The following is a 19,853-nucleotide window of genomic DNA, read 5'->3' on the forward strand; positions in this document are numbered from 1 at the left end:
GCGCGGTGCGGGGCGCGATCGCCTCGCGCGGCCTTCGCGGCGCCCTGCTTCCTCCGTCATGGCGTGTGCGCCGCGAGGCGCGTCGGCGGTGCGGCCAATGCAGGTCGACTGGTGTCGATCTGCGTCGATCGGCACCGCGCATCGGCCATCCGGACGACTGCCCGAGCCGGCCGCGGATCCCGAGAATGCTTGGCAGGCCGCGCCCGTGTCGCGCGGCACGGGAGGACCGGGATGAGGAGTCGGCGAGGATGGAGCATGAGGGGGCGGCGCGTGGCCGCCGGGATCGACGTGGGGCGTGACGCGGTGCGTGTCGCGTTCGTGAGCCGCTGCGGCAACGCGTTGGGGATCGAGGCGCTCGAGGTGGAGCCGTTCACGGCGCCCTACGACGTGACGAGCGCCGATTGGTCCGAGGTCACGCGCGCGCTGGAGACGATTTCGCAGCGGGTGCGCGGCCGGCTGCCGGTGCGCGGCATGGCGGCGGCGATGGCGCTGTCGTACCGCGAGGTGGTGATGAGCACGCTCGATCCGGTGGTCGCGCGCCACGGGGCGCTCGAGCAGGCGGTGTATGCCGAGGCCGAGCGCAGCACGGGCATGCCCCGCGATTCGCTGGCGATCGACTGGTGCGTCAACGACATCCTCTACCCGGGCCGCCTGGTGATCGCCTCCACCGACCAGGCACGCATCGACCTGCGCGTCGACGCGGTGGCCGCCGCCGGTTTTATGCTGACGGGCATCGACGGCGAGCCGCATGCGGCGCTGCGCGCGATCCGGCAGGTCGCCGTGGCCGAGACCGAGCCCGACGAGCCCTACGTGGCGATCTGGATCGGCGAGGGCAGCGTCGATGCCTGGCGCGTCGAGGGCATGACGGTGGCCACGCACCTGAGCGCGCCTTCCGCCTCGCATGCGAATCTCGCCGAGCTGATGCGCGATCTGGCCGGGCGCGGCCTGGCCGAATGCGCCTTCGTCGGCGGCAATTTCGCGATGGCGGGCGACATGCCGCCCGCGATGTTCGCCGAGATCGCCGATCCGCTCGGCTGCCTGGTGCTGCCCTTCGAATGCGCCCCCTACTGCCGTAATCCGCACATCGACGCCGCCGCGCGTCATTCGCCGGTGCTCGCGGTCGCGTTCGGCCTCGCCTTGCGCGGGGTGTACGAATGAGCGCGCGGCGGCGGGCGCCGCTCTTGCCGCCGCGCGCGGTGCTGCGCGATCCGGTCAGGCGCCGCGCCTGGCTCGGCGGTTTCAACCTGCTGCCCTACCGGCGCCGCGATGCGCGTCGCGAGCGGCGCCGGCGGCTGCTCGAGCTGGCGGGCGCCGTCGGCCTGGGCGTGGCGGGCGTCGCGCTGGCCTGCGCGATGCAGGGCCTGGAGCGCAAGCGTATCGACGCGCGGCGGCTGGTGCTCGAGCAGCAACTGGTGGCCTGGGCGCCGCGCCTGCAGGCGGCCGAGGCCGCCGGGCGCGAGCGCGAGACGCGGCGGGCCCGGGCCGCGGCGGCGGCCGAGCTGACGCGGCCGTTGCTGCGCGCCATCACCCTGTTCGAGGTGTTGCACCGGCTCGACTATCGCGCGGTGATGCTGATCGCGCTGCGGCAGGCCGAGGGCGGGGTGAGGATCGATGCGCGTGCCCGCGATTCGCTGGCCGCGTCGCGCTGGCTGGCGCGCTTGCGCGAGGCGCGCTCCGACTGGCAGGTCGAGATGTCGGGCGTCGAGGGGGAGCCGGGCCAGGGCACGACGGGCACGATCCGCTTCGCGGTGCGGATCCGCTGGCCCGACGCGGTGCCGCTGCCTCGCGCGGCTCGTGCCGATTTCTCCGTAGCGCGGGGAGGGCGGCGATGATGAAGGCGATCGTCGCGCGGGTCTGCCCGCATGCGGGGGCGCACCGGCTGCTGGCCCTGGTCGGTGTCGCGTCGGCCGTGTTCGGCGGGTTGTGGGCCGTGTCCGGCGAGCGCGACTGGAGCGGTATCGCCGGGGCCCGCGCCCAGCACGGTGAAGTGCTGGCGCAGCGGGAACTGGCCGAACGGCGGCTGGATTTGCCGCCAGACTCGCAGCAAGACTCGCGGCAAGACCCGCGATTGATCGAACCGGAGCCATCGCGCCAGGAGGAAGTGCCGGGGCAATCCTCGCTCGACGATCGCGCGGGCCGATCCCCGGCCTTGCCCGAAAACCGGCGCAACGAAGGTGAGCCGCTGCTCGATCCCGGTTGGCAGTTGATCGCCAGCGCCCACGACAACGGCTTGCGAATTCGCCGGCTCGGTCCCGCGCAGCAGGCTGGAGCCGAGGCAGCCGCTGGCGGCATGCGGTACTACGACGTCGCCGGCGATGGCCGCTTCGGGGCAATCGGCGCCTGGGTCCGCTCGCTCGCCGCGCTGCCGATGGCCGTGGTGCCGGTCGGCATCGAGGTGCAGCGGCAGGCAGACGGGGCGAGTTTCTCGGCGCGTCTGGCCGTGTCGCCGTCCGGGCCGGACGCGCCGGATGTCGCGCCTGGACCGGTGGCGATGGCTGCGCCCGGCCCGGGCGCAGCCGAGGCCGGCGCCGATTTCGGCGGCCGCGAGCCGGCGGCGATGCCGCGCGTGGCCGGCATCGTGCGCGATGCGCGTCGCGGGCTCGTGCTGTTCGATGCCGAGGCGGGGGCCTGGTCCGCTTCGGTGGGCGAGCGCGTCGGTGCCGAACGCATCACGCGCATCGATGCGGATGGGGTCTGGCTGGGTCTCGACGATGGCGGCGGTGTGCGGCATCGCATGGTTTTGCGCGGGGAGGCGGAGCGATGACACACGATCGAGGAAGGTTTGCGCGCCTGCTTGTTGCGCCGTGTGCGTTCTGGTTGGCGATCGGCCATTCGTCGCCGGCCCGGGCGATGCTGCGGCCGCCCTTGCCGATGGTGATGCCGGCCGCGGCGCTGGACGGCATCGGCTGGTTCGATCCCGAGGCGGGGCGCGTGGGCGGCGGCAGTGCGCTGACGGACCCGGAGGGCACGGGCATGGCTCCGGCCGCCGCCGAGCGATACGGCGGTGAGGGCATGGCTGCCTCGGCCGCCGGCATTTCGCCCTTGCCGGCTGGCGAACCGAAGGAGCCGGGACCGCAGGGCGGTCTCCCGCTCGCGACCGGGGCGAGTCAGGTGATGGGCGAGGCGCCTACGTCAGCCACGCGTGCCGACGGCAAACCGTCCGAAGCCACCCGGCAGGACCTCCCGCCACCCGCCCTCGAGGGCCCGCCGATTCCGTTGCCCCCGCCCGAGCGGCTGTCCGGTCCCGTCGTCGTCCCGCGCGCGGCTGCCGACCGGCGCAGGATCTCGCTCGACCTGCGGCAGGCGCCGCTCGCGGCCGTGTTCGACGCCTTCGCGCGTTTCACGGGCCAGAGCGTGGTGCTGAGCGGCCGCGTGCAGGGCAGCGCCACGCTGCGCATCCACGACGTTCCCTGGCGCGACGCGTTCGATGCGCTGCTGGACGCCAACGGCCTGGCGATGGCGATGCGCGGCGACGTGATCTGGGTGGCGCCGGCGGCCGAACTGACGGCGCGCGAGCGCGCGCGCTTCGAGGCCCATGCGCGGATGGCCGACCTCGAGCCGCTGGCGAGCCGCACCTTCCTGCTGCGCTACCCGCGCGCCAACGATGTCGCGCGCCTGCTGACCGGCGCGGCGGCCAACCAGCGCGTGCTGTCGCGGCGCGGTTCGGTGCTGGCCGATGCGCGCACCAACCTGCTGTTCGTCACCGACCTGGACGGCCGGCTCGCGCAGATCGCGGCCCTCGTCGCGCAGCTCGACCGGCCCTCGCGCCAGGTGTTGATCGAGGCGCGCGTGGTCGAGGGCGAGCGCGGTTTCTCGCGCGAGCTGGGCGCGCGGATCGCCTTGCGCACCACGCGCTCGCTGGCGCGCGGCGAGGGGGCGGGCAGCGGCGGCGCGCCGGGCCCGGCGCAGCCGGCGGCCGGGGAGGGCGCGCCGGCCGGAAGCGGCAAGCCGCCGGCCACCGGCCTGGTGGGTGGTCCCGAAGGGCGCCTGGCGGACCTGGCGGCGCGACCGATCGGCGGCTTCGAGGCCGCCACCGCCGGGCTCACGCTGTTCGTGGCCGGCGCCAGCCGCCTGCTCGACCTGGAACTGAGCGCGCTCGAATCCCAGGGCCGGGGCCAGATCGTCTCACGGCCGCGCGTGGTGACGGCCGATCGCGCGCCGGCGCTGATCGAGCAGGGCACCGAGCTGCCCTACCAGGCCAAGGTGGGGCGCGGCGTGTCCGGCGTGCAGTTCCGGCGTGCCACGCTCAAGCTCGAGGTGGAGCCGCAGATCACGCCCGACGGCCACGTGGTGCTCGACCTGGATATCGCCAAGGACAGCGTGGGCGAGCAGACCGACGCGGGGCCTGCGATCCACACCAAGCACGTGCGCACGCGGGTCGAGGTCGAAAATGGGGGCACGGTCTCGATCGGCGGTATTTACGAGCGCAATGAATGGGACGATGTGACTCGGGTGCCGGTCTTGGGCAAAATACCGGTCCTGGGGGCGCTGTTCCGCCATAAGGCGCGGCGCGAGCGGTCGAGCGAGCTGGTGGTCTACATCACCCCGCGCGTGCTCGGCACCGCCGAGCACGCGGACGGCGAACCGGGCGATCCTCCCCCCGATCCGGCCGCGGGCCCGCCCGGCGCCCCGGAAGCGACGGAGGCGCCGGCGCAGCCGCATTGAGCGGCGGCCGGCCGCGCTCGACAAGGCCGGCGCTTTGCCAGTAAGCTGCCGCACACACCAGCAAGATTGAAGCAGAGGAAGCCGTTGCAAGCGCGGGACCCACACGCAAGCGTATTTTTCGTCGGACTCATGGGAGCGGGTAAAACCACCGTGGGTCGTGCGGTCGCGCGCCGTCTCGACAGGCCGTTCTTCGATTCCGACCACGAGATCGAGGCCCGCACCGGCACGCGCATCCCGGTTATCTTCGAACTCGAGGGCGAGGCGGGTTTCCGCGATCGCGAGGGAAAGATGATCGACGAGCTGACGCAGCGCGGCAATGTCGTGCTGGCCACCGGCGGCGGCGCGGTGATCCGTCCCGAGAATCGCGACGCCCTGCGATCGCGCGGCATCGTCGTCTATCTGCGCGCCAATCCTCACGATCTCTGGCTGCGTACCCGCAAGGACAAGAACCGCCCGCTGCTGCAGACGGAAGATCCCAAGGCCCGGCTCGAGGCGCTCTACGAGACGCGCGATCCGCTCTATCGCGAATGCGCGCATTTCGTGATCGAAACCGGGCGGCCGTCCGTCAACGGGCTCGTCAACATGGTGCTGATGCAGCTCGAGCTGGCCGGCATCGTCGCCAAGCCGCTACAAGCATGATTACCGTCAATGTCGACCTGGGCGATCGCGCCTACCCGATCCATATCGGCGATGGCCTGATCGGCCGCACCGAGCTGTTTGCCCCGCATATCAAGGGCACGTCCGTCACCATCGTGACCAATACCACCGTCGAGCCGCTCTATGGCGAGGTGCTGCGCGCCGCGCTCGCGCCGCTCGGCAAGCAGGTCAACACGGTGGTGCTGCCCGACGGCGAATCCTACAAGCACTGGGAAACGCTGAACCTGATCTTCGACGGGCTGCTCGGCTCGCGCGCCGACCGCAAGACCACCCTGATCGCGCTGGGCGGCGGCGTGGTGGGCGACATGACCGGCTTCGCGGCGGCCTGCTACATGCGCGGCGTGCCCTTCATCCAGGTGCCCACCACGCTGCTCTCGCAGGTCGATTCCTCGGTCGGTGGCAAGACCGGCATCAACCACCCGCTCGGCAAGAACATGATCGGCGCGTTCTACCAGCCGCAGGCCGTGATCGCCGACATCGGCGCGCTGCGCACGCTGCCGGAGCGCGAGCTGGCGGCCGGCATCGCCGAGGTGATCAAGACCGGCGCGATCGCCGATGCGGCTTTCTTCGACTGGATCGAGGCCGATATCGAGGCGCTCAACCGTCGCGAGCCGGCCGCGCTGACCGAGGCGGTCAAGCGCTCGTGCGAGATCAAGGCCAGCGTGGTGGCCGCCGACGAGCGCGAGGGCGGGCTGCGCGCGATCCTCAATTTCGGCCATACCTTCGGCCACGCGATCGAGGCAGGCCTGGGCTACGGCGAGTGGCTGCACGGCGAGGCGGTCGGCTGCGGGATGGTGATGGCGGCCGATCTCTCGGTGCGCCTGGGCCGGCTCGACGACGCCGCCCGCCGGCGCCTGGACCGCGTGATCGCGGCTGCCCACCTGCCGGTGCGCGCGCCCGACCTGGGCGCCGCGCGCTATGTCGAGCTGATGCAGGTCGACAAGAAGGCGGAGGCCGGCGCGATCAAGTTCATTGTGCTCGACGGGCTCGGCACGGCGGCCATCACCGCGGCGCCCGACGAGATCGTCGAGGCCACGCTCGCCGCCGCCATCGGCTAACATCGGTCGCATCCCGGCGCGATCCGGCGCCGGCGCCTTGCCAGGGCCGGTGTGGTTTCCGCATCGAGCCGGCCATGTACCGGGTGCCGGATCGGCCGGCGCCCCCGCAGCGGAGGAGACAGTGAGCGAAACACCCCGCGAGTTGCCACACCCCACCGACGCTTCCCGCCAAGGGCGCTCCGGTAGCTCGGCCGGCCCCGTCGCGGCGCCCACCGTCGCCGCGCTCGAAGCGCACCTCGCCCCCTACGCGGCCCATTCCGCGAACACGCGCGGCCGCCGCCATCCCGAGACGGCGCCCGCCGCGCGCACCGAATTCCAGCGCGACCGCGACCGCATCGTCCATTCGACGGCCTTCCGCCGCCTCGAATACAAGACCCAGGTGTTCGTGAACCACGAGGGCGACCTGTTTCGCACGCGCCTGACGCACAGCCTCGAGGTCGCGCAGATCGCGCGCTCGGTGGCGCGCAACCTGCGCCTGAACGAGGACCTGGTGGAGGCGATCTCGCTGGCGCACGACCTCGGCCATACGCCCTTCGGCCATGCCGGGCAGGACGCGCTCAACGAGTGCATGCGCGAGCACGGCGGTTTCGAGCACAACCTGCAGAGCCTCGCGGTGGTCGACGAGCTGGAGGAGCATTACGGCGCCTTCGACGGCCTGAATCTCTGCTTCGAGACGCGCGAGGGCATACTCAAGCATTGCTCGAGGGAGAACGCGCGCCGGCTCGGCGAGCTCGGCGAGCGCTTCCTCGACGGCCGGCGGCCCTCGCTGGAGGCGCAGATCGCCAACATCGCCGACGAGATCGCCTACAACAACCACGATGTCGACGACGGCCTGCGCTCGGGCCTGATCTCGATCGAGCAACTGGCGGGCGTGACGCTCTGGCGCCGCCACCACGATGCCGCGCTGGCCGATTTCCCCTCGCTGGAAGGCCGCCGGCTGGTGCACGAGACGGTGCGGCGCATCATCAACACGCTGATCGTCGACCTGATCGACGCGACCACGCGCAACCTGGCCGAGCACGCGCCGGCCTCGCTCGACGACGTGCGGCGCTGCCCGCAGCTGGTCGCGCACAGCGAGGTGATCGCCGAGGAGGCGGCCGAGCTCAAGCGCTTCCTGTTCCGCAACCTGTATCGCCACTACAAGGTGATGCGCATGGCCAACAAGGCGCAGCGCGTCGTCAAGGGGCTCTACGAGGCTTTCACCGGGGATCCGCGCCTGCTGCCGCCGGCCTACCAGAGCGACGACGCGGCCGCCCAGCCGCGGCTCGTCGCGCACTACATCGCCGGCATGACGGACCGCTTCGCTCTGAAGGAATATCAACGCCTTTTTGTCATGGACGAGAATTAGACTGCCGCGTTTTGGCTCGACGGGACAACGCGGCGGCCAACAACAGCGGTCGGACATTCGAGCTGGCCGCACACCATTTGGAGATGGGTCAATGAGAGTCAACACACTGGTTCGCTCGCTGGCTGCCGGCAGCGTGATCTGGTTCGGAATGCAGAATGCCGCCTTCGCCGCCACCGAGATCCAGTTCTGGCACGCGATGGAAGCGGCGCTCGGCGACAAGGTCAACGCGATCGCCGATCAGTTCAACGCCTCGCAGAGCGACTACAAGATCGTGCCGGTGTTCAAGGGCACCTACGACCAGGCGCTGGCCGCCGGCATCTCGGCCTATCGCAGCGGCAACGCGCCGGCGATCCTCCAGGTGTATGAAGTCGGCACCGCCACCATGATTCAGGCCAAGAAGGCCGTGATCCCGGTCTCCGAGGTGTTCAAGCAGGCCGGCATGCCGCTCGACGAGAAATCCTTCGTGCCGACCGTGGCCAGCTACTACAGCGACGCGAAGACGGGCCACCTGGTGTCGATGCCGTTCAACAGCTCGACGCCGGTGCTGTACTACAACAAGGATATGTTCAAGAAGGCCGGGCTCGATCCGAACCAGCCGCCCAAGACCTGGGCCGAGCTGAAGACCGATGCCGAGAAGCTGCGCAAGGCCGGCTCGACCTGCGGCTACACCACCGGCTGGCAGGGCTGGATCCAGCTCGAGAACTACAGCGCCTGGCATGGCCTGCCGTTCGCCACGCGCAACAACGGCTTCGACGGTACCGACGCGGTGCTCGAATTCAACAAGCCGCGGCAGGTCGCCCATATCCAGTTCCTGCAGGACATGGCCAAGGAAGGCAGCTTCACCTATGCCGGCCGCAAGGACGAGGCCACCGGCAAGTTCTACAGCGGCGACTGCGCGATCATGACCACTTCGTCGGGCGCGCTGGCCACCATCCGCAAGTACGCGAAGTTCGATTTCGGCACCGGCATGATGCCCTACGACGCCGACGTGAAGGGCGCGCCGCAGAACGCCATCATCGGCGGCGCGAGCCTGTGGGTGCTGGGCGGAAAGGACGCCAACACCTACAAGGGCGTGGCGAAGTTCCTGGCCTACCTGAGCTCGGCCCCGGTGGCCGCCAAGTGGCACCAGGACACGGGCTACCTGCCGGTCACCACGGCCGCCTACGACCTGACGCGCGAGCAGGGCTTCTACGCGAAGAACCCGGGCGCCGACACGGCGACCAAGCAGATGCTGAACAAGCCGCCGCTGCCGTTCACCAAGGGCCTGCGCCTGGGTAACATGCCGCAGATCCGCACCGTGGTCGACGAGGAGCTCGAGCAGGTCTGGGCGCAGAAGAAGACGCCGCAGGCCGCGCTGGACTCGGCCGTCTCGCGCGGCAACGAGCTGCTGCGCCGCTTCGAGAAGCAGGGCTCCTGAGCCCGGCCCGCCGCCGCGCCCCGGCGCGGCGGCGTTTCGTTTCCTTCGACGGAATTCCTCCGATGTCATCCCGCTCCCGTTTCGGCACGAGCGTGCTGCCCTACCTGCTGGTCGCGCCGCAGCTCGCGATCACGGCGATCTTCTTCCTGTGGCCGGCCGGCGTCGCGCTCTGGCAGTCGACCCAGACCCAGGACGCGTTCGGCACCACCAGCGAATTCGTCGGCCTGGCGAACTTCGCGCACCTGTTCGGCGATCCGCTCTACCTCGACTCGTTCCGCACCACCCTGGTGTTCAGCGCGCTGGTCACCATCGGCGGGCTGGCAGTGTCGCTGCTGCTGGCGGCCTGCGCCGATCGCGTGGTGCGCGGCGCGCGCAGCTATCGCACCCTGCTGATCTGGCCTTACGCGGTCGCGCCAACGATTGCGGCCGTGCTGTGGGCCTTCCTGTTCAATCCGAGCATCGGCGTGATCACCTATGCGCTGGCCCGGCTCGGCATCGTCTGGAATCACGCGCTCGACGCGAACCAGGCGATGGCGCTGGTGGTGGTGGCCTCGATCTGGAAGCAGGTCAGCTACAACTTCCTGTTCTTCTACGCCGGTCTGCAGGCGATCCCGCGCTCGCTGATCGAGGCGGCCGCGATCGACGGCGCCGGCCCGGTGCGACGCTTCTTCAACATCGCGCTGCCGCTGCTTTCGCCGACCAGCTTCTTCCTGCTGGTGGTGAACCTGGTCTATGCCTTCTTCGACACCTTCCCGGTGATCGACGCGGCCACCGCCGGCGGTCCCGGCCAGAGCACCAAGACGCTGATCTACAAGATCTTCACCGAAGGCTTCCAGGGGCTCGACATCGGCAGCTCGGGCGCGCAATCGGTGGTGCTGATGGCGATCGTGGTGGCGCTCACCGTGGTGCAGTTCCGCTTCGTCGAACGCAGGGTGCAATACTCATGATCGAGAATCGCAAGGGTTTCGACCTGTTTTGTCACGCGGTGCTGATCGTGGGCGCCGTGCTGGTGCTGTTCCCCGTCTACGTGGGCTTCTGCGCCGCCACCATGAACGCGCAGGAGGTGTTCCGGGTGCCCATGTCGCTGATCCCGAGCACCCACCTGTTCGAGAACATCGCCACCATCTGGCATCGCGGCAGCGGCGCGACCACCACGCCGTTCGGCATCCTGCTGATGAACAGCCTGGTGATGGCGCTGGTGATCTCGATCGGCAAGATCGCGGTGTCGATCCTGTCCGCCTACGCGATCGTCTATTTCCGCTTCCCGTTTCGCAACACCGCGTTCTGGCTGATCTTCGTCACCCTGATGCTGCCGGTCGAGGTGCGCATCTTCCCGACCGTGCAGGTGGTCTCGACGCTGCACCTGACCAACAGCTACGCGGGTCTCACGCTGCCGCTGATCGCCTCGGCCACCGCCACCTTCCTGTTCCGGCAGTTCTTCATGACCCTGCCCGACGAGCTGATGGAGGCCGCGCGCATCGACGGCGCCGGGCCGCTGCGTTTCTTCTGGGACGTGGTGCTGCCGCTGTCGCGCACCAGCATCGCCGCGCTGTTCGTGATCACCTTCATCTACGGCTGGAGCCAGTACCTGTGGCCGATCCTGGTCGCCACCGACGGCGCGATGTCGAACGCGGTGGTGGGCATCAAGTCGATGATCGCCAGCGGCGACGCGGCCACCGAATGGCACCTGGTGATGGCCGCCACCATGCTGACCATGCTGCCGCCGCTGGTGGTGGTGCTGGCCATGCAGCGCTGGTTCGTGCGCGGCCTGGTGGACACCGAAAAATAACCGCTTATCCGGAGAGTTTCGAAGCATGGCTGCACTGAGCTTGAATGGCGTCAGGAAGACCTATGACGGCAAGCACGTCGTCCTGCACGGGATCGATGTCCAGATCGAGGATGGCGAATTCATCGTGCTGGTCGGGCCGTCCGGCTGCGGGAAGTCGACCCTGCTGCGGATGATCGCCGGCCTTGAGAGCGTCTCCGAGGGCGAGATCGCGATCGGCGGGCGGGTGGTCAATACGCTGGAGCCCAAGGATCGCGATATCGCGATGGTGTTCCAGAACTACGCGCTTTATCCGCACATGACGGTGGCGCAGAACATGGGCTACGGCCTGAGGATCCGCGGCATCGAGCGCGCCACCATCGAGGCGCGGGTGGCCTCGGCGGCGAAGATCCTCGAGCTCGAGCCGCTGCTCGGGCGGCGCCCGCGCGAGCTCTCGGGCGGCCAGCGCCAGCGCGTCGCGATGGGGCGCGCGATCGTGCGCGAGCCGGCGGTGTTCCTGTTCGACGAGCCGCTCTCGAACCTCGACGCCAAGCTGCGCGTGCAGATGCGGCTCGAGATCCAGCGCCTGCATGCACGGCTGCGCACCACCAGCGTCTATGTCACGCACGACCAGATCGAGGCGATGACGCTGGCGCAACGCGTGATCGTGATGAATCGCGGCCATGCCGAGCAGATCGGCGCGCCGGTCGAGGTCTACGAGAAGCCGGCGACGCTGTTCGTGGCGAGCTTCATCGGCTCGCCGGCGATGAACCTGCTGCGCGGCCGGCTGTCGGCCGACGGCAGCGTGTTCGAGGTGGCCGAGGGCGGCCCGCGCCTGCCGGTGGCCGGCGCTCCCGGCATCGGCCGCGAGGTGGCGCCGGGCGCCGAGTGGGTGCTCGGCGTGCGGCCCGAGCATATGACGCCGCAGCCGGGCATGCCGGTCGCGCCGTTGACGGTCGACTCCTGCGAGCTGCTCGGCGCCGACAATCTCGTCCACGGTCGCTGGGGCGCAGGCGACGTGGTGGTGCGGCTGCCGCATGCGGATCGCCCCGCGCCGGGTACGGCGCTGCCGGTGTCGCTGCCGGCCCACCGGCTGCACTTCTTCGATCCGGTCACGGGCCGGCGCGCCAACTGATACGCGGGGACGAGACGATGACGGATCCGAAATCCTGGCCCTACGAGGGTATCGCGCGCATCGTCGCGCATCGCGGCGGCGGCAAGCTCGCGCCCGAGAACACCCTGGCGGCGCTCGATGAGGGCGCGCGGCGCGGCCATCGCATGGTGGAATTCGACGCCAAGCTGTCCGCCGACGCGGTGAGCTTCCTGCTGCACGACGACGGCGTCGAGCGCACCTCGAACGGCCGGGGCCCGGCCGCCGCGATGCGCTACCAGGAACTGGCCGCGCTCGACGCGGGCGCCTGGTTCGACGCGCGCTTCGCCGGCGAGCGGATGCCGACGCTGGAGGCGGCCGCCGCGCGCTGCCTCGCGCTCGGCCTGGCGGCCAACGTCGAGATCAAGCCCTGCCCGGGCCGCGAGGTCGAGACGGGCGAGCGGGTGGCGCTCGACACGGCGCGCTACTGGCGCGGCGCGGCGGTGCCGCCGCTGTTGTCCTCGTTCTCGGTGGATGCGCTCGATGCGGCGCGTCGCGCGGTGCCGGACTTGCCGCGCGGCCTGCTGGTCGAGACCCTGCCGGACGACTGGCGCGCGCTCACGGCCGAACTCGGCTGCGTCGCGCTGCATGCCAACCATCGCGAATTCGATGCGGCCCGCGTGGCGGAGATCCGCGCCGCGGGCCTGCGCATGCTGGCCTACACGGTCAACGAGCCGGCGCGTGCCCGCGAGTTGATGGACTGGGGCGTCGACCTGATCTGCACCGATCGCATCGACCTGATCGGTCCCGATTTTGGCTGATTGATTTCAACTGAGGCAAGCGGCAAGGCCGCTTGTCGATCTCACCTATCCATCACCGCTTAACGATAGCGGGCCAGATCGCTGGTGAATGATCCGCCGGGCCGAGCACTGCCTCGAAATCGGAACGATTTTTTGGCCCAAGCCGCCAGCCGGAAAAAATGAAAATATCGCCAATTGGCTATTTGGGGTAGGAATCTACTCCGAAGAGCGGGCTGCAAGGCATGCTCGCAGCCCGCTTTCGTAACGTCAGGAAAAAATCGCTACAAATTGCAGCGAAATTAACCATTCCCCAAATATTCGACTACGCTTAGAAGCGATACCCGATGTTGACGTAGCTGACGATCGGGTCGAGCTTGATGTGAGCTTGAGACGTGCGCGTGAGCGTGCCGACCTGGGTAGCGGCCTGCGTGGTCAGGGTGGCGGTCAGGCTGACCGGGATGTACGAGATCGACAGGCCCGCGAACCAGTGCTTGTTGAAGTTGTAGTTGAAGCCGGCGTTGAACACGGGCGCCCACTGGTTGCTGGTGGTGACGTTGGTCGGGCCGCCCAGCACGCCGCGTTCGAAGGCGTTGTTGGTCAGCTTGGCACCGGTGAAGTAGATGTACGATGCACCCACGCCCACGTAGGGACGGAACTTGGCCTCGGCGCTGTTGAAGTAGTACTTGAGCAGGACAGCCGGGCTCCACTGGTAGGCGCGGCCGAGCGTGCCGAACCGTTCGAACGAACCCTTGCCGTCCAGATTGAACTTTGGCGGGATCCCGTAGACGAACTCGGCAGCGATGTGGTCGGTCACGAAATACCCGGCGGTGAAGCCGAGCGTGTCGGAGTCGCTGATGCCGGCGCCGGTGTTGGGCACCGACTGGTTGACGGGCGTGCCGCCGACGGACATCACCTTGAGCGGATCGCTCGAGTCCTGCGGGGCGAGGTGGAACCAGCCCGTGGTGACGTAGAAGCTACCTGCCGATTGCGCTTGCGCGGCGGTGCCGGCAGTCATGAATGCGAGCGCAACGGCCCCCGTAATGGCCAATTTTTGTTTCATCGGTGTGTCTCCTCCTCGATTTAAGGCGTGCTCATTATGACCACGGCGTTTCAAACGGAACAGGCTTGTAAGCTAGAGCAATCTCCCTAGGTTTCGTACGAACGTGCGATTCCTCCCTGCCGCGCGGGGCTCTGCGCGGATGCAGTCATTCGGGCCTTCGGGTTTTTCCTAACGCGATCAAACGGACATTCAGCATGGCACGGCTAGCACGACTCTATGTTCCCGATCAGCCGCAGCACGTCATCCTGCGCGGCCTCGATCAGCAACCGGCGTTCGTCGACGATCAGGATTACGAGCTGTTCATCGATTGCCTGAAGGCGGCGGCGCGCGATCATCAACTGGCGGTGCATGCTTACGTGCTGCTGCCGCGGCAGGTGCAGCTGCTCGTCACCCCGAGCGACGAAGCGAGCCTGCCAAAGGCGATGCAGGCGGTAGGCCGGCGTTACGTCGCGCACTTCAACCGACGCTACTCGCGGCGCGGCACGTTGTGGGAAGGCCGCTACCGTGCCACCGTGATCGAGGGCGAGCGCTATTTCCTGCTCGCCAGCCGCGTGGTGGAGCTGAGCCCGGTGCGCGCGCAGCTGGTGCAGGCGGCCGAGGCCTATCGCTGGTCGAGCTACCGCCACCACATCGGCCTGACCGTCGACAGCCTGATCACCGACCACCCGCTCTACTGGGCACTCGGCAATACGCCGTTCGAACGGCAGCGCGCCTACAAGGAGCTCTGCGAGCAGCCGCTCGACGAGCGCCAGACCGAGCAGCTCCAGCAGGCCACCCTGAAGGGCTGGGTGCTGGGCGGCGAGACCTATCGCGAATGGGCCGCGCGCACCGCCAATCGGCGCGTTTCGCCCCTGCCGCGCGGTCGGCCGCGTAAGGTACGTGAAAACAACGGCCCACACAACCCGCCCGCGCACCAGTAAGCCGGGCCGGCGGATCGAAAGGCGGCATCTTCGGATGCCGCTTTTTTTGCACCAAATTAATACGTCCCCAATAAAAAGGCACCAAATCGAAACATCCATTTAATTGGTGTCAGAGCAAGCGGTTTTATTTGCTATTCCGTTGATTCGTCGCGTATATTCCGAATTCCGGCAAGCCGGGCGCAACTGTGTCCGGCTTTGGCCCGCCACGCCGCCGCCGAAGCGGCGGGCCCAAAAGCAGATGTTTCAACGGCCGCGAGGCCCTTACTCAGACGGTGTCCCCATGAACGACCACCAAGAGCCGCAGCGCGCGGTCCCCGCCGCGCAAGGTCTGTACGACCCGCAGAACGAGCACGACGCTTGCGGCGTCGGCTTCGTCGCTCACATCAAGGGCAAGAAGAGCCACGAGATCATCGAGCAGGGTCTGAAGATCCTGGAGAACCTCGATCACCGCGGCGCGGTCGGCGCCGATCCGCTGATGGGCGACGGCGCGGGCATCCTGATCCAGATTCCGGACGCGTTCTATCGCGAGGAAATGGCGCGCCAGGGCGTGACGCTGCCGCCGGCCGGCGAATATGGGGTCGGCATGATCTTCCTGCCGAAGGAAAACGCCTCGCGGATCGCCTGCGAACAGGAACTGGAGCGCACCGTCAAGGCGGAAGGGCAGGTGGTGCTGGGCTGGCGCGACGTGCCGGTCGATTCGAGCATGCCGATCTCGCCGACGGTGAAGGCTTCCGAGCCGCTGATCCGCCAGATCTTCATCGGCCGCGGCAAGGACGTGATCGTCACCGACGCGCTCGAGCGCAAGCTGTACGTGATCCGCAAGACCGCCAGCCACCGCATCCAGGCGCTCAAGCTCAAGCACGGCAAGGAATACTTCGTGCCGTCGATGTCGGCGCGCACCATCGTCTACAAGGGCCTGCTGCTGGCCGGCCAGGTCGGCGTCTACTACCGCGACCTGCAGGACGCGCGGGTGGTCTCGGCGCTGGCCCTGGTGCACCAGCGCTTCTCGACCAACACCTTCCCGGCCTGGGAGCTGGCCCATCCGTACCGGATGATCGCCCACAACGGCGAGATCAACACCGTCAAGGGCAACGTCAACTGGCTCAACGCGCGTACCGGCGCGATCGCCAGCCACGTGCTCGGCGACGACCTGCCCAAGCTCTGGCCGCTGATCTACCCGGGCCAGTCGGACACGGCCTCGTTCGACAATTGTCTCGAGCTGCTGGTGATGGCGGGCTACCCGCTGGTCCACGCGATGATGATGATGATCCCGGAAGCCTGGGAACAGCACACGCTGATGGACGACAACCGCCGCGCCTTCTACGAGTACCACGCCGCGATGATGGAGCCGTGGGACGGCCCCGCCGCGATCGCCTTCACCGACGGCCGCCAGATCGGCGCGACGCTGGACCGTAACGGCCTGCGTCCGGCGCGCTATATCGTCACCGACGACGACCTGGTGATCATGGCCTCGGAAGCCGGCACGCTGCCGATCCCCGAGTCGAAGATCGTCAAGAAGTGGCGCCTGCAGCCGGGCAAGATGTTCCTGATCGACATGGAGCACGGCCGCATCATCGACGACAAGGAACTGAAGGACAACCTCGCCAACGCCAAGCCCTACAAGAGCTGGATCGACGCGGTGCGCATCAAGCTCGACGAGATCGAGCCGAAGGACGAGGACGTCGCCGCCGAGCGCCGCGCGGCCGCCACGCTGCTGGACCGCCAGCAGGCCTTCGGCTACACCCAGGAAGACCTCAAGTTCCTGATGGCGCCGATGGCGCAGCAGGGCGAGGAAGCGGTCGGCTCGATGGGCAACGACTCGCCGCTGGCGGTCATGTCCAACAAGAACAAGACGCTCTACCACTACTTCAAGCAGCTGTTCGCGCAGGTCACCAACCCGCCGATCGACCCGATCCGCGAGAACATGGTGATGTCGCTGGTGTCCTTCATCGGTCCGAAGCCGAACCTGCTCGACACGCAGAACGTCAACCCGCCGATGCGCCTCGAAGTCTCGCAGCCCGTGCTCGACTTCAAGGACATCGCCAAGATCCGCTCGATCGACCAGTACACCGGCGGCAAGTTCAGCGCCTACGAGCTGAGCATCTGCTACCCGGCCGCCTGGGGCAAGGAGGGCATCGAGGCGCGCCTGGCGTCGCTGTGCGCGGAAGCCGTCGACGCGGTCAAGTCGGGCTACAACATCCTGATCGTCTCGGATCGCAAGACCGACGCGGACACGGTGGCGATCCCGGCGCTGCTGGCCACCTCGGCGATCCACTCGCACCTGGTCGACCAGGGCCTGCGCACCAGCACCGGCCTGGTGGTCGAGACCGGCTCGGCGCGCGAGACGCACCACTTCGCGCTGCTGGCGGGTTATGGCGCGGAAGCGGTCCACCCGTACCTGGCGATGGAAACGCTGGCCAAGATGGCCGAAGGCCTGCCGGGCGACCTGTCGGCCGAGAAGGCGATCTACAACTTCACCAAGGCGGTCGGCAAGGGCCTCTACAAGGTGATGTCGAAGATGGGCATCTCGACCTACATGTCCTACACCGGCGCGCAGATCTTCGAGGCGGTCGGCCTGGCCGGCGAGCTGGTCAACAAGTACTTCAAGGGCACGGCCTCGAAGGTCGGCGGCATCGGCCTGTTCGAAGTGGCCGAGGAGGCGCTGCGCCTGCATCGCGACGCCTTCGGCGACAACCCGCTGCTGCGCGACATGCTCGACGCGGGCGGCGAGTACGCGTTCCGGATCCGCGGCGAGGACCACATGTGGACCCCGGATTCGATCGCCAAGCTGCAGCACGCCACGCGCAGCAACTCGTACCAGACGTACAAGGAATACGCGCACCTGATCAACGACCAGACGCGCCGTCACATGACCTTCCGCGGCCTGTTCGAGTTCAAGGTCGATCCGTCCCGCGCGATCCCGATCGACGATGTCGAATCGGCCAAGGAGATCGTCAAGCGCTTCGCCACCGGCGCGATGTCGCTGGGCTCGATCAGCACCGAGGCGCACGCCACGCTGGCGGTGGCGATGAACCGCATCGGCGGCAAGTCGAACACCGGCGAGGGTGGCGAGGACGTCAACCGCTACAAGAACGAGCTGCGCGGCATCCCGATCAAGAGCGGCGAGACGCTGCGCTCGGTGATCGGCGAGGAAGTGGTGCGCGACATCCCGCTCAAGGACGGCGATTCGCTGCGCTCGAAGATCAAGCAGGTGGCCTCGGGCCGCTTCGGCGTGACGGCCGAGTACCTGTCCTCGGCCGACCAGATCCAGATCAAGATGGCGCAGGGCGCGAAGCCCGGCGAGGGCGGCCAACTGCCCGGCCACAAGGTTTCGGAATACATCGGCAAGCTGCGCTACGCGGTGCCGGGCGTCGGCCTGATCTCGCCGCCGCCGCACCACGACATCTACTCGATCGAGGATCTGGCGCAACTGATCCACGACCTGAAGAACGTCAACCCGGTGGCCAGCATCTCGGTGAAGCTGGTCTCGGAAGTCGGCGTGGGCACGGTGGCGGCGGGTGTCGCCAAGGCCAAGGCCGATCATGTGGTGGTGGCCGGGCATGACGGCGGCACCGGCGCCTCCCCGCTGTCCTCGCTCAAGCATGCCGGCACGCCCTGGGAGCTGGGCCTGGCCGAAACCCAGCAGACCCTGGTGCTGAACGGGCTGCGCGGGCGCATCCGCGTGCAGGCCGACGGCCAGATGAAGACCGGTCGCGACGTGGCGATCGGCGCGATGCTCGGCGCCGACGAGTTCGGCTTCGCCACCGCGCCGCTGGTGGTCGAGGGCTGCATCATGATGCGCAAGTGCCACCTGAACACCTGCCCGGTCGGCGTCGCCACGCAGGATCCGGTGCTGCGCGCGAAGTTCTCGGGCCAGCCCGAGCACGTGGTGAACTACTTCTTCTTCGTCGCCGAGGAAGTGCGCGAGATCATGGCCCAGCTCGGCATCGCGAAGTTCGACGAGCTGATCGGCCGCGCCGACCTGCTCGACACGCGCAAGGGCGTCGAGCACTGGAAGGCCAAGGGCCTCGACTTCTCGCGCGTGTTCTATCAGCCGCAAGTCGAGAACGCCTCGACGCGCCACGTCGACGTGCAGGACCACGGCCTCGAGCGCGCGCTCGACCACACGCTGATCGAGAAGTCGAAGGCGGCGATCGAGAGCGGCGAGCACGTGTCCTTCATCCAGCCGGTGCGCAACGTGAACCGCACGGTCGGCGCGATGCTCTCGGGCGTGATCGCCAAGAAGTACGGCCGCGACGGCCTGGCCGACGATGCCATCCACATCCAGCTGAAGGGCACGGCGGGCCAGAGCTTCGGTGCCTTCCTCGCGAAGGGCGTCACGCTCGACCTGGTCGGCGACGGCAACGACTATGTCGGCAAGGGCCTGTCGGGCGGGCGCATCATCATCCGCCCGACCAACGACTTCCGCGGCAAGTCCGAGGAAAACATCATCTGCGGCAACACGGTGATGTACGGCGCGCTGGAAGGCGAGGCCTTCTTCCGCGGCGTGGCCGGCGAGCGCTTCTGCGTGCGCAACTCGGGCGCCACGGCGGTGGTCGAGGGCACCGGCGACCACGGCTGCGAATACATGACGGGCGGCACGGTGGTGGTGCTCGGCGAGACCGGGCGCAACTTCGCGGCCGGCATGTCGGGCGGCCTGGCCTATGTCTACGATCCGGACGGCAGCTTCGCGGCCAAGTGCAACAAGGCGATGGTCGCGCTCGATCCGGTGCTGCAGCAGGTCGAGCAGGAACGCACGGTCGACCGCGCGATCTGGCACGCCGGCCAGACCGACGAGGCGCTCCTGAAGGGGCTGATCGAGCGTCACTTCCAGTTCACCGGCTCGCCGCGCGCGAAGTCGCTGCTGGAAAACTGGGATGCGGCGCGCCGCCAGTTCGTGAAGGTGTTCCCGCACGAATACAAGCGCGCGCTCGGCGAGATCGCGGCCGCCAAGGCCGCGAAGGAAGCCGTCGCAGCCTGACACCGACGACGATCGAAACGAACTAGCGAACGTGCCCGCCGCTCGATGCGGCGGGCGCGGGTCCCCACCCGAACCATCCCCGATTCAGACGA

Annotated in this window: 15 protein-coding genes; 14 read left to right on the forward strand and 1 reads right to left on the reverse strand. The window is 68.5% G+C overall.

The genetic code is table 11. The features are described 5' to 3' along the window. The first annotated feature begins 255 nt into the window (after positions 1-255). The 12 genes from pilM to ugpQ all read left to right on the forward strand — a co-directional run bounded on the left by pilM (position 256) and on the right by ugpQ (position 12,821). Positions 256-1,158, forward strand: coding sequence for a pilus assembly protein PilM (pilM, locus tag FB600_RS27415; protein WP_013696399.1), 903 nt, complete (start codon positions 256-258; stop codon positions 1,156-1,158). Continuing rightward, entirely contained in the window at positions 1,155-1,832 is a 678-nt protein-coding gene (locus FB600_RS27420) for a pilus assembly protein PilN (protein ID WP_096749848.1), read from the forward strand. Before pilM ends, FB600_RS27420 begins: the two co-directional genes overlap by 4 nt. After that, positions 1,829-2,764 carry a hypothetical protein gene (locus FB600_RS27425; RefSeq protein WP_145757714.1) on the forward strand — a complete coding sequence of 312 codons (936 nt, stop codon included), beginning with the start codon at positions 1,829-1,831 and terminating at the stop codon, positions 2,762-2,764. The genes FB600_RS27420 and FB600_RS27425 overlap by 4 nt, the downstream gene beginning before the upstream one ends. Further along, positions 2,761-4,665 (forward strand): type IV pilus secretin PilQ, encoded by a 1,905-nt coding sequence (locus FB600_RS27430; RefSeq protein WP_261383478.1) that lies wholly within the window; start codon positions 2,761-2,763, stop codon positions 4,663-4,665. The genes FB600_RS27425 and FB600_RS27430 overlap by 4 nt, the downstream gene beginning before the upstream one ends. Before the next feature lie 84 nt (positions 4,666-4,749). Continuing rightward, the gene (locus tag FB600_RS27435; protein WP_047837134.1) at positions 4,750-5,304 is read left to right on the forward strand and encodes a shikimate kinase; all 555 of its coding nucleotides are present in this window, start codon (positions 4,750-4,752) and stop codon (positions 5,302-5,304) included. Continuing rightward, positions 5,301-6,380: a 3-dehydroquinate synthase gene (gene aroB, locus FB600_RS27440; protein ID WP_017921100.1), complete on the forward strand. Its 1,080-nt coding sequence runs from the start codon at positions 5,301-5,303 to the stop codon at positions 6,378-6,380. Before FB600_RS27435 ends, aroB begins: the two co-directional genes overlap by 4 nt. A gap of 121 nt (positions 6,381-6,501) precedes the next feature. After that, positions 6,502-7,728, forward strand: a complete 1,227-nt coding sequence (locus FB600_RS27445) for a deoxyguanosinetriphosphate triphosphohydrolase (RefSeq protein WP_096749846.1) — start codon at positions 6,502-6,504, stop codon at positions 7,726-7,728. Between the two features lie 91 nt (positions 7,729-7,819). Further along, positions 7,820-9,145: a sn-glycerol-3-phosphate ABC transporter substrate-binding protein UgpB gene (ugpB, locus tag FB600_RS27450; RefSeq protein WP_047837137.1), complete on the forward strand. Its 1,326-nt coding sequence runs from the start codon at positions 7,820-7,822 to the stop codon at positions 9,143-9,145. Between the two features lie 62 nt (positions 9,146-9,207). Beyond that, complete coding sequence (ugpA, locus tag FB600_RS27455) at positions 9,208-10,092, forward strand: sn-glycerol-3-phosphate ABC transporter permease UgpA (protein ID WP_025099444.1); 885 nt, start codon at positions 9,208-9,210, stop codon at positions 10,090-10,092. Beyond that, a complete protein-coding gene (gene ugpE / locus FB600_RS27460; RefSeq protein WP_096749845.1) occupies positions 10,089-10,934 on the forward strand; it encodes a sn-glycerol-3-phosphate ABC transporter permease UgpE in 846 nt (281 codons plus the stop codon). The genes ugpA and ugpE overlap by 4 nt, the downstream gene beginning before the upstream one ends. Before the next feature lie 25 nt (positions 10,935-10,959). Then, entirely contained in the window at positions 10,960-12,045 is a 1,086-nt protein-coding gene (locus tag FB600_RS27465) for a sn-glycerol-3-phosphate import ATP-binding protein UgpC (protein ID WP_025099442.1), read from the forward strand. A gap of 17 nt (positions 12,046-12,062) precedes the next feature. Further along, positions 12,063-12,821, forward strand: coding sequence for a glycerophosphodiester phosphodiesterase (gene ugpQ, locus FB600_RS27470; RefSeq protein WP_096749844.1), 759 nt, complete (start codon positions 12,063-12,065; stop codon positions 12,819-12,821). A 307-nt stretch (positions 12,822-13,128) separates the two neighbouring features. On the opposite strand, the gene FB600_RS27475 is transcribed toward ugpQ, so the two are convergent. Next, positions 13,129-13,860, reverse strand: coding sequence for an OmpW/AlkL family protein (locus FB600_RS27475; RefSeq protein WP_096749843.1), 732 nt, complete (start codon positions 13,858-13,860; stop codon positions 13,129-13,131). 194 nt (positions 13,861-14,054) lie between these two features. On the opposite strand from FB600_RS27475, the gene FB600_RS27480 reads away from it, so the two are divergent. Together FB600_RS27480 and FB600_RS27485 are read left to right on the forward strand one after the other, a co-directional pair. Beyond that, complete coding sequence (locus tag FB600_RS27480) at positions 14,055-14,780, forward strand: transposase (RefSeq protein ID WP_013696412.1); 726 nt, start codon at positions 14,055-14,057, stop codon at positions 14,778-14,780. Between the two features lie 280 nt (positions 14,781-15,060). Next, positions 15,061-19,761: a glutamate synthase-related protein gene (locus tag FB600_RS27485; protein WP_096749842.1), complete on the forward strand. Its 4,701-nt coding sequence runs from the start codon at positions 15,061-15,063 to the stop codon at positions 19,759-19,761. The last annotated feature ends 92 nt before the right edge of the window (positions 19,762-19,853 follow it).

Origin of the sequence: Burkholderia sp. SJZ089, assembly GCF_007828315.1 — a bacterium.
Taxonomy (GTDB): domain Bacteria; phylum Pseudomonadota; class Gammaproteobacteria; order Burkholderiales; family Burkholderiaceae; genus Burkholderia; species Burkholderia gladioli.

Excerpts from the sequence above, each read along its gene's own strand:
- ugpE (WP_096749845.1), top strand. The coding sequence starts at position 10,089 with ATGATCGAGAATCGCAAGGGTTTCGACCTGTTTTGTCACGCGGTGCTG.
- ugpA (WP_025099444.1), top strand. The coding sequence starts at position 9,208 with ATGTCATCCCGCTCCCGTTTCGGCACGAGCGTGCTGCCCTACCTGCTG.
- FB600_RS27430 (WP_261383478.1), top strand. The coding sequence starts at position 2,761 with ATGACACACGATCGAGGAAGGTTTGCGCGCCTGCTTGTTGCGCCGTGT.
- FB600_RS27425 (WP_145757714.1), top strand. The coding sequence starts at position 1,829 with ATGATGAAGGCGATCGTCGCGCGGGTCTGCCCGCATGCGGGGGCGCAC.
- FB600_RS27465 (WP_025099442.1), top strand. The coding sequence starts at position 10,960 with ATGGCTGCACTGAGCTTGAATGGCGTCAGGAAGACCTATGACGGCAAG.
- aroB (WP_017921100.1), top strand. The coding sequence starts at position 5,301 with ATGATTACCGTCAATGTCGACCTGGGCGATCGCGCCTACCCGATCCAT.
- FB600_RS27475 (WP_096749843.1), bottom strand. The coding sequence starts at position 13,860 with ATGAAACAAAAATTGGCCATTACGGGGGCCGTTGCGCTCGCATTCATG.
- FB600_RS27485 (WP_096749842.1), top strand. The coding sequence starts at position 15,061 with ATGAACGACCACCAAGAGCCGCAGCGCGCGGTCCCCGCCGCGCAAGGT.
- ugpB (WP_047837137.1), top strand. The coding sequence starts at position 7,820 with ATGAGAGTCAACACACTGGTTCGCTCGCTGGCTGCCGGCAGCGTGATC.
- FB600_RS27420 (WP_096749848.1), top strand. The coding sequence starts at position 1,155 with ATGAGCGCGCGGCGGCGGGCGCCGCTCTTGCCGCCGCGCGCGGTGCTG.
- ugpQ (WP_096749844.1), top strand. The coding sequence starts at position 12,063 with ATGACGGATCCGAAATCCTGGCCCTACGAGGGTATCGCGCGCATCGTC.
- FB600_RS27480 (WP_013696412.1), top strand. The coding sequence starts at position 14,055 with ATGGCACGGCTAGCACGACTCTATGTTCCCGATCAGCCGCAGCACGTC.
- pilM (WP_013696399.1), top strand. The coding sequence starts at position 256 with ATGAGGGGGCGGCGCGTGGCCGCCGGGATCGACGTGGGGCGTGACGCG.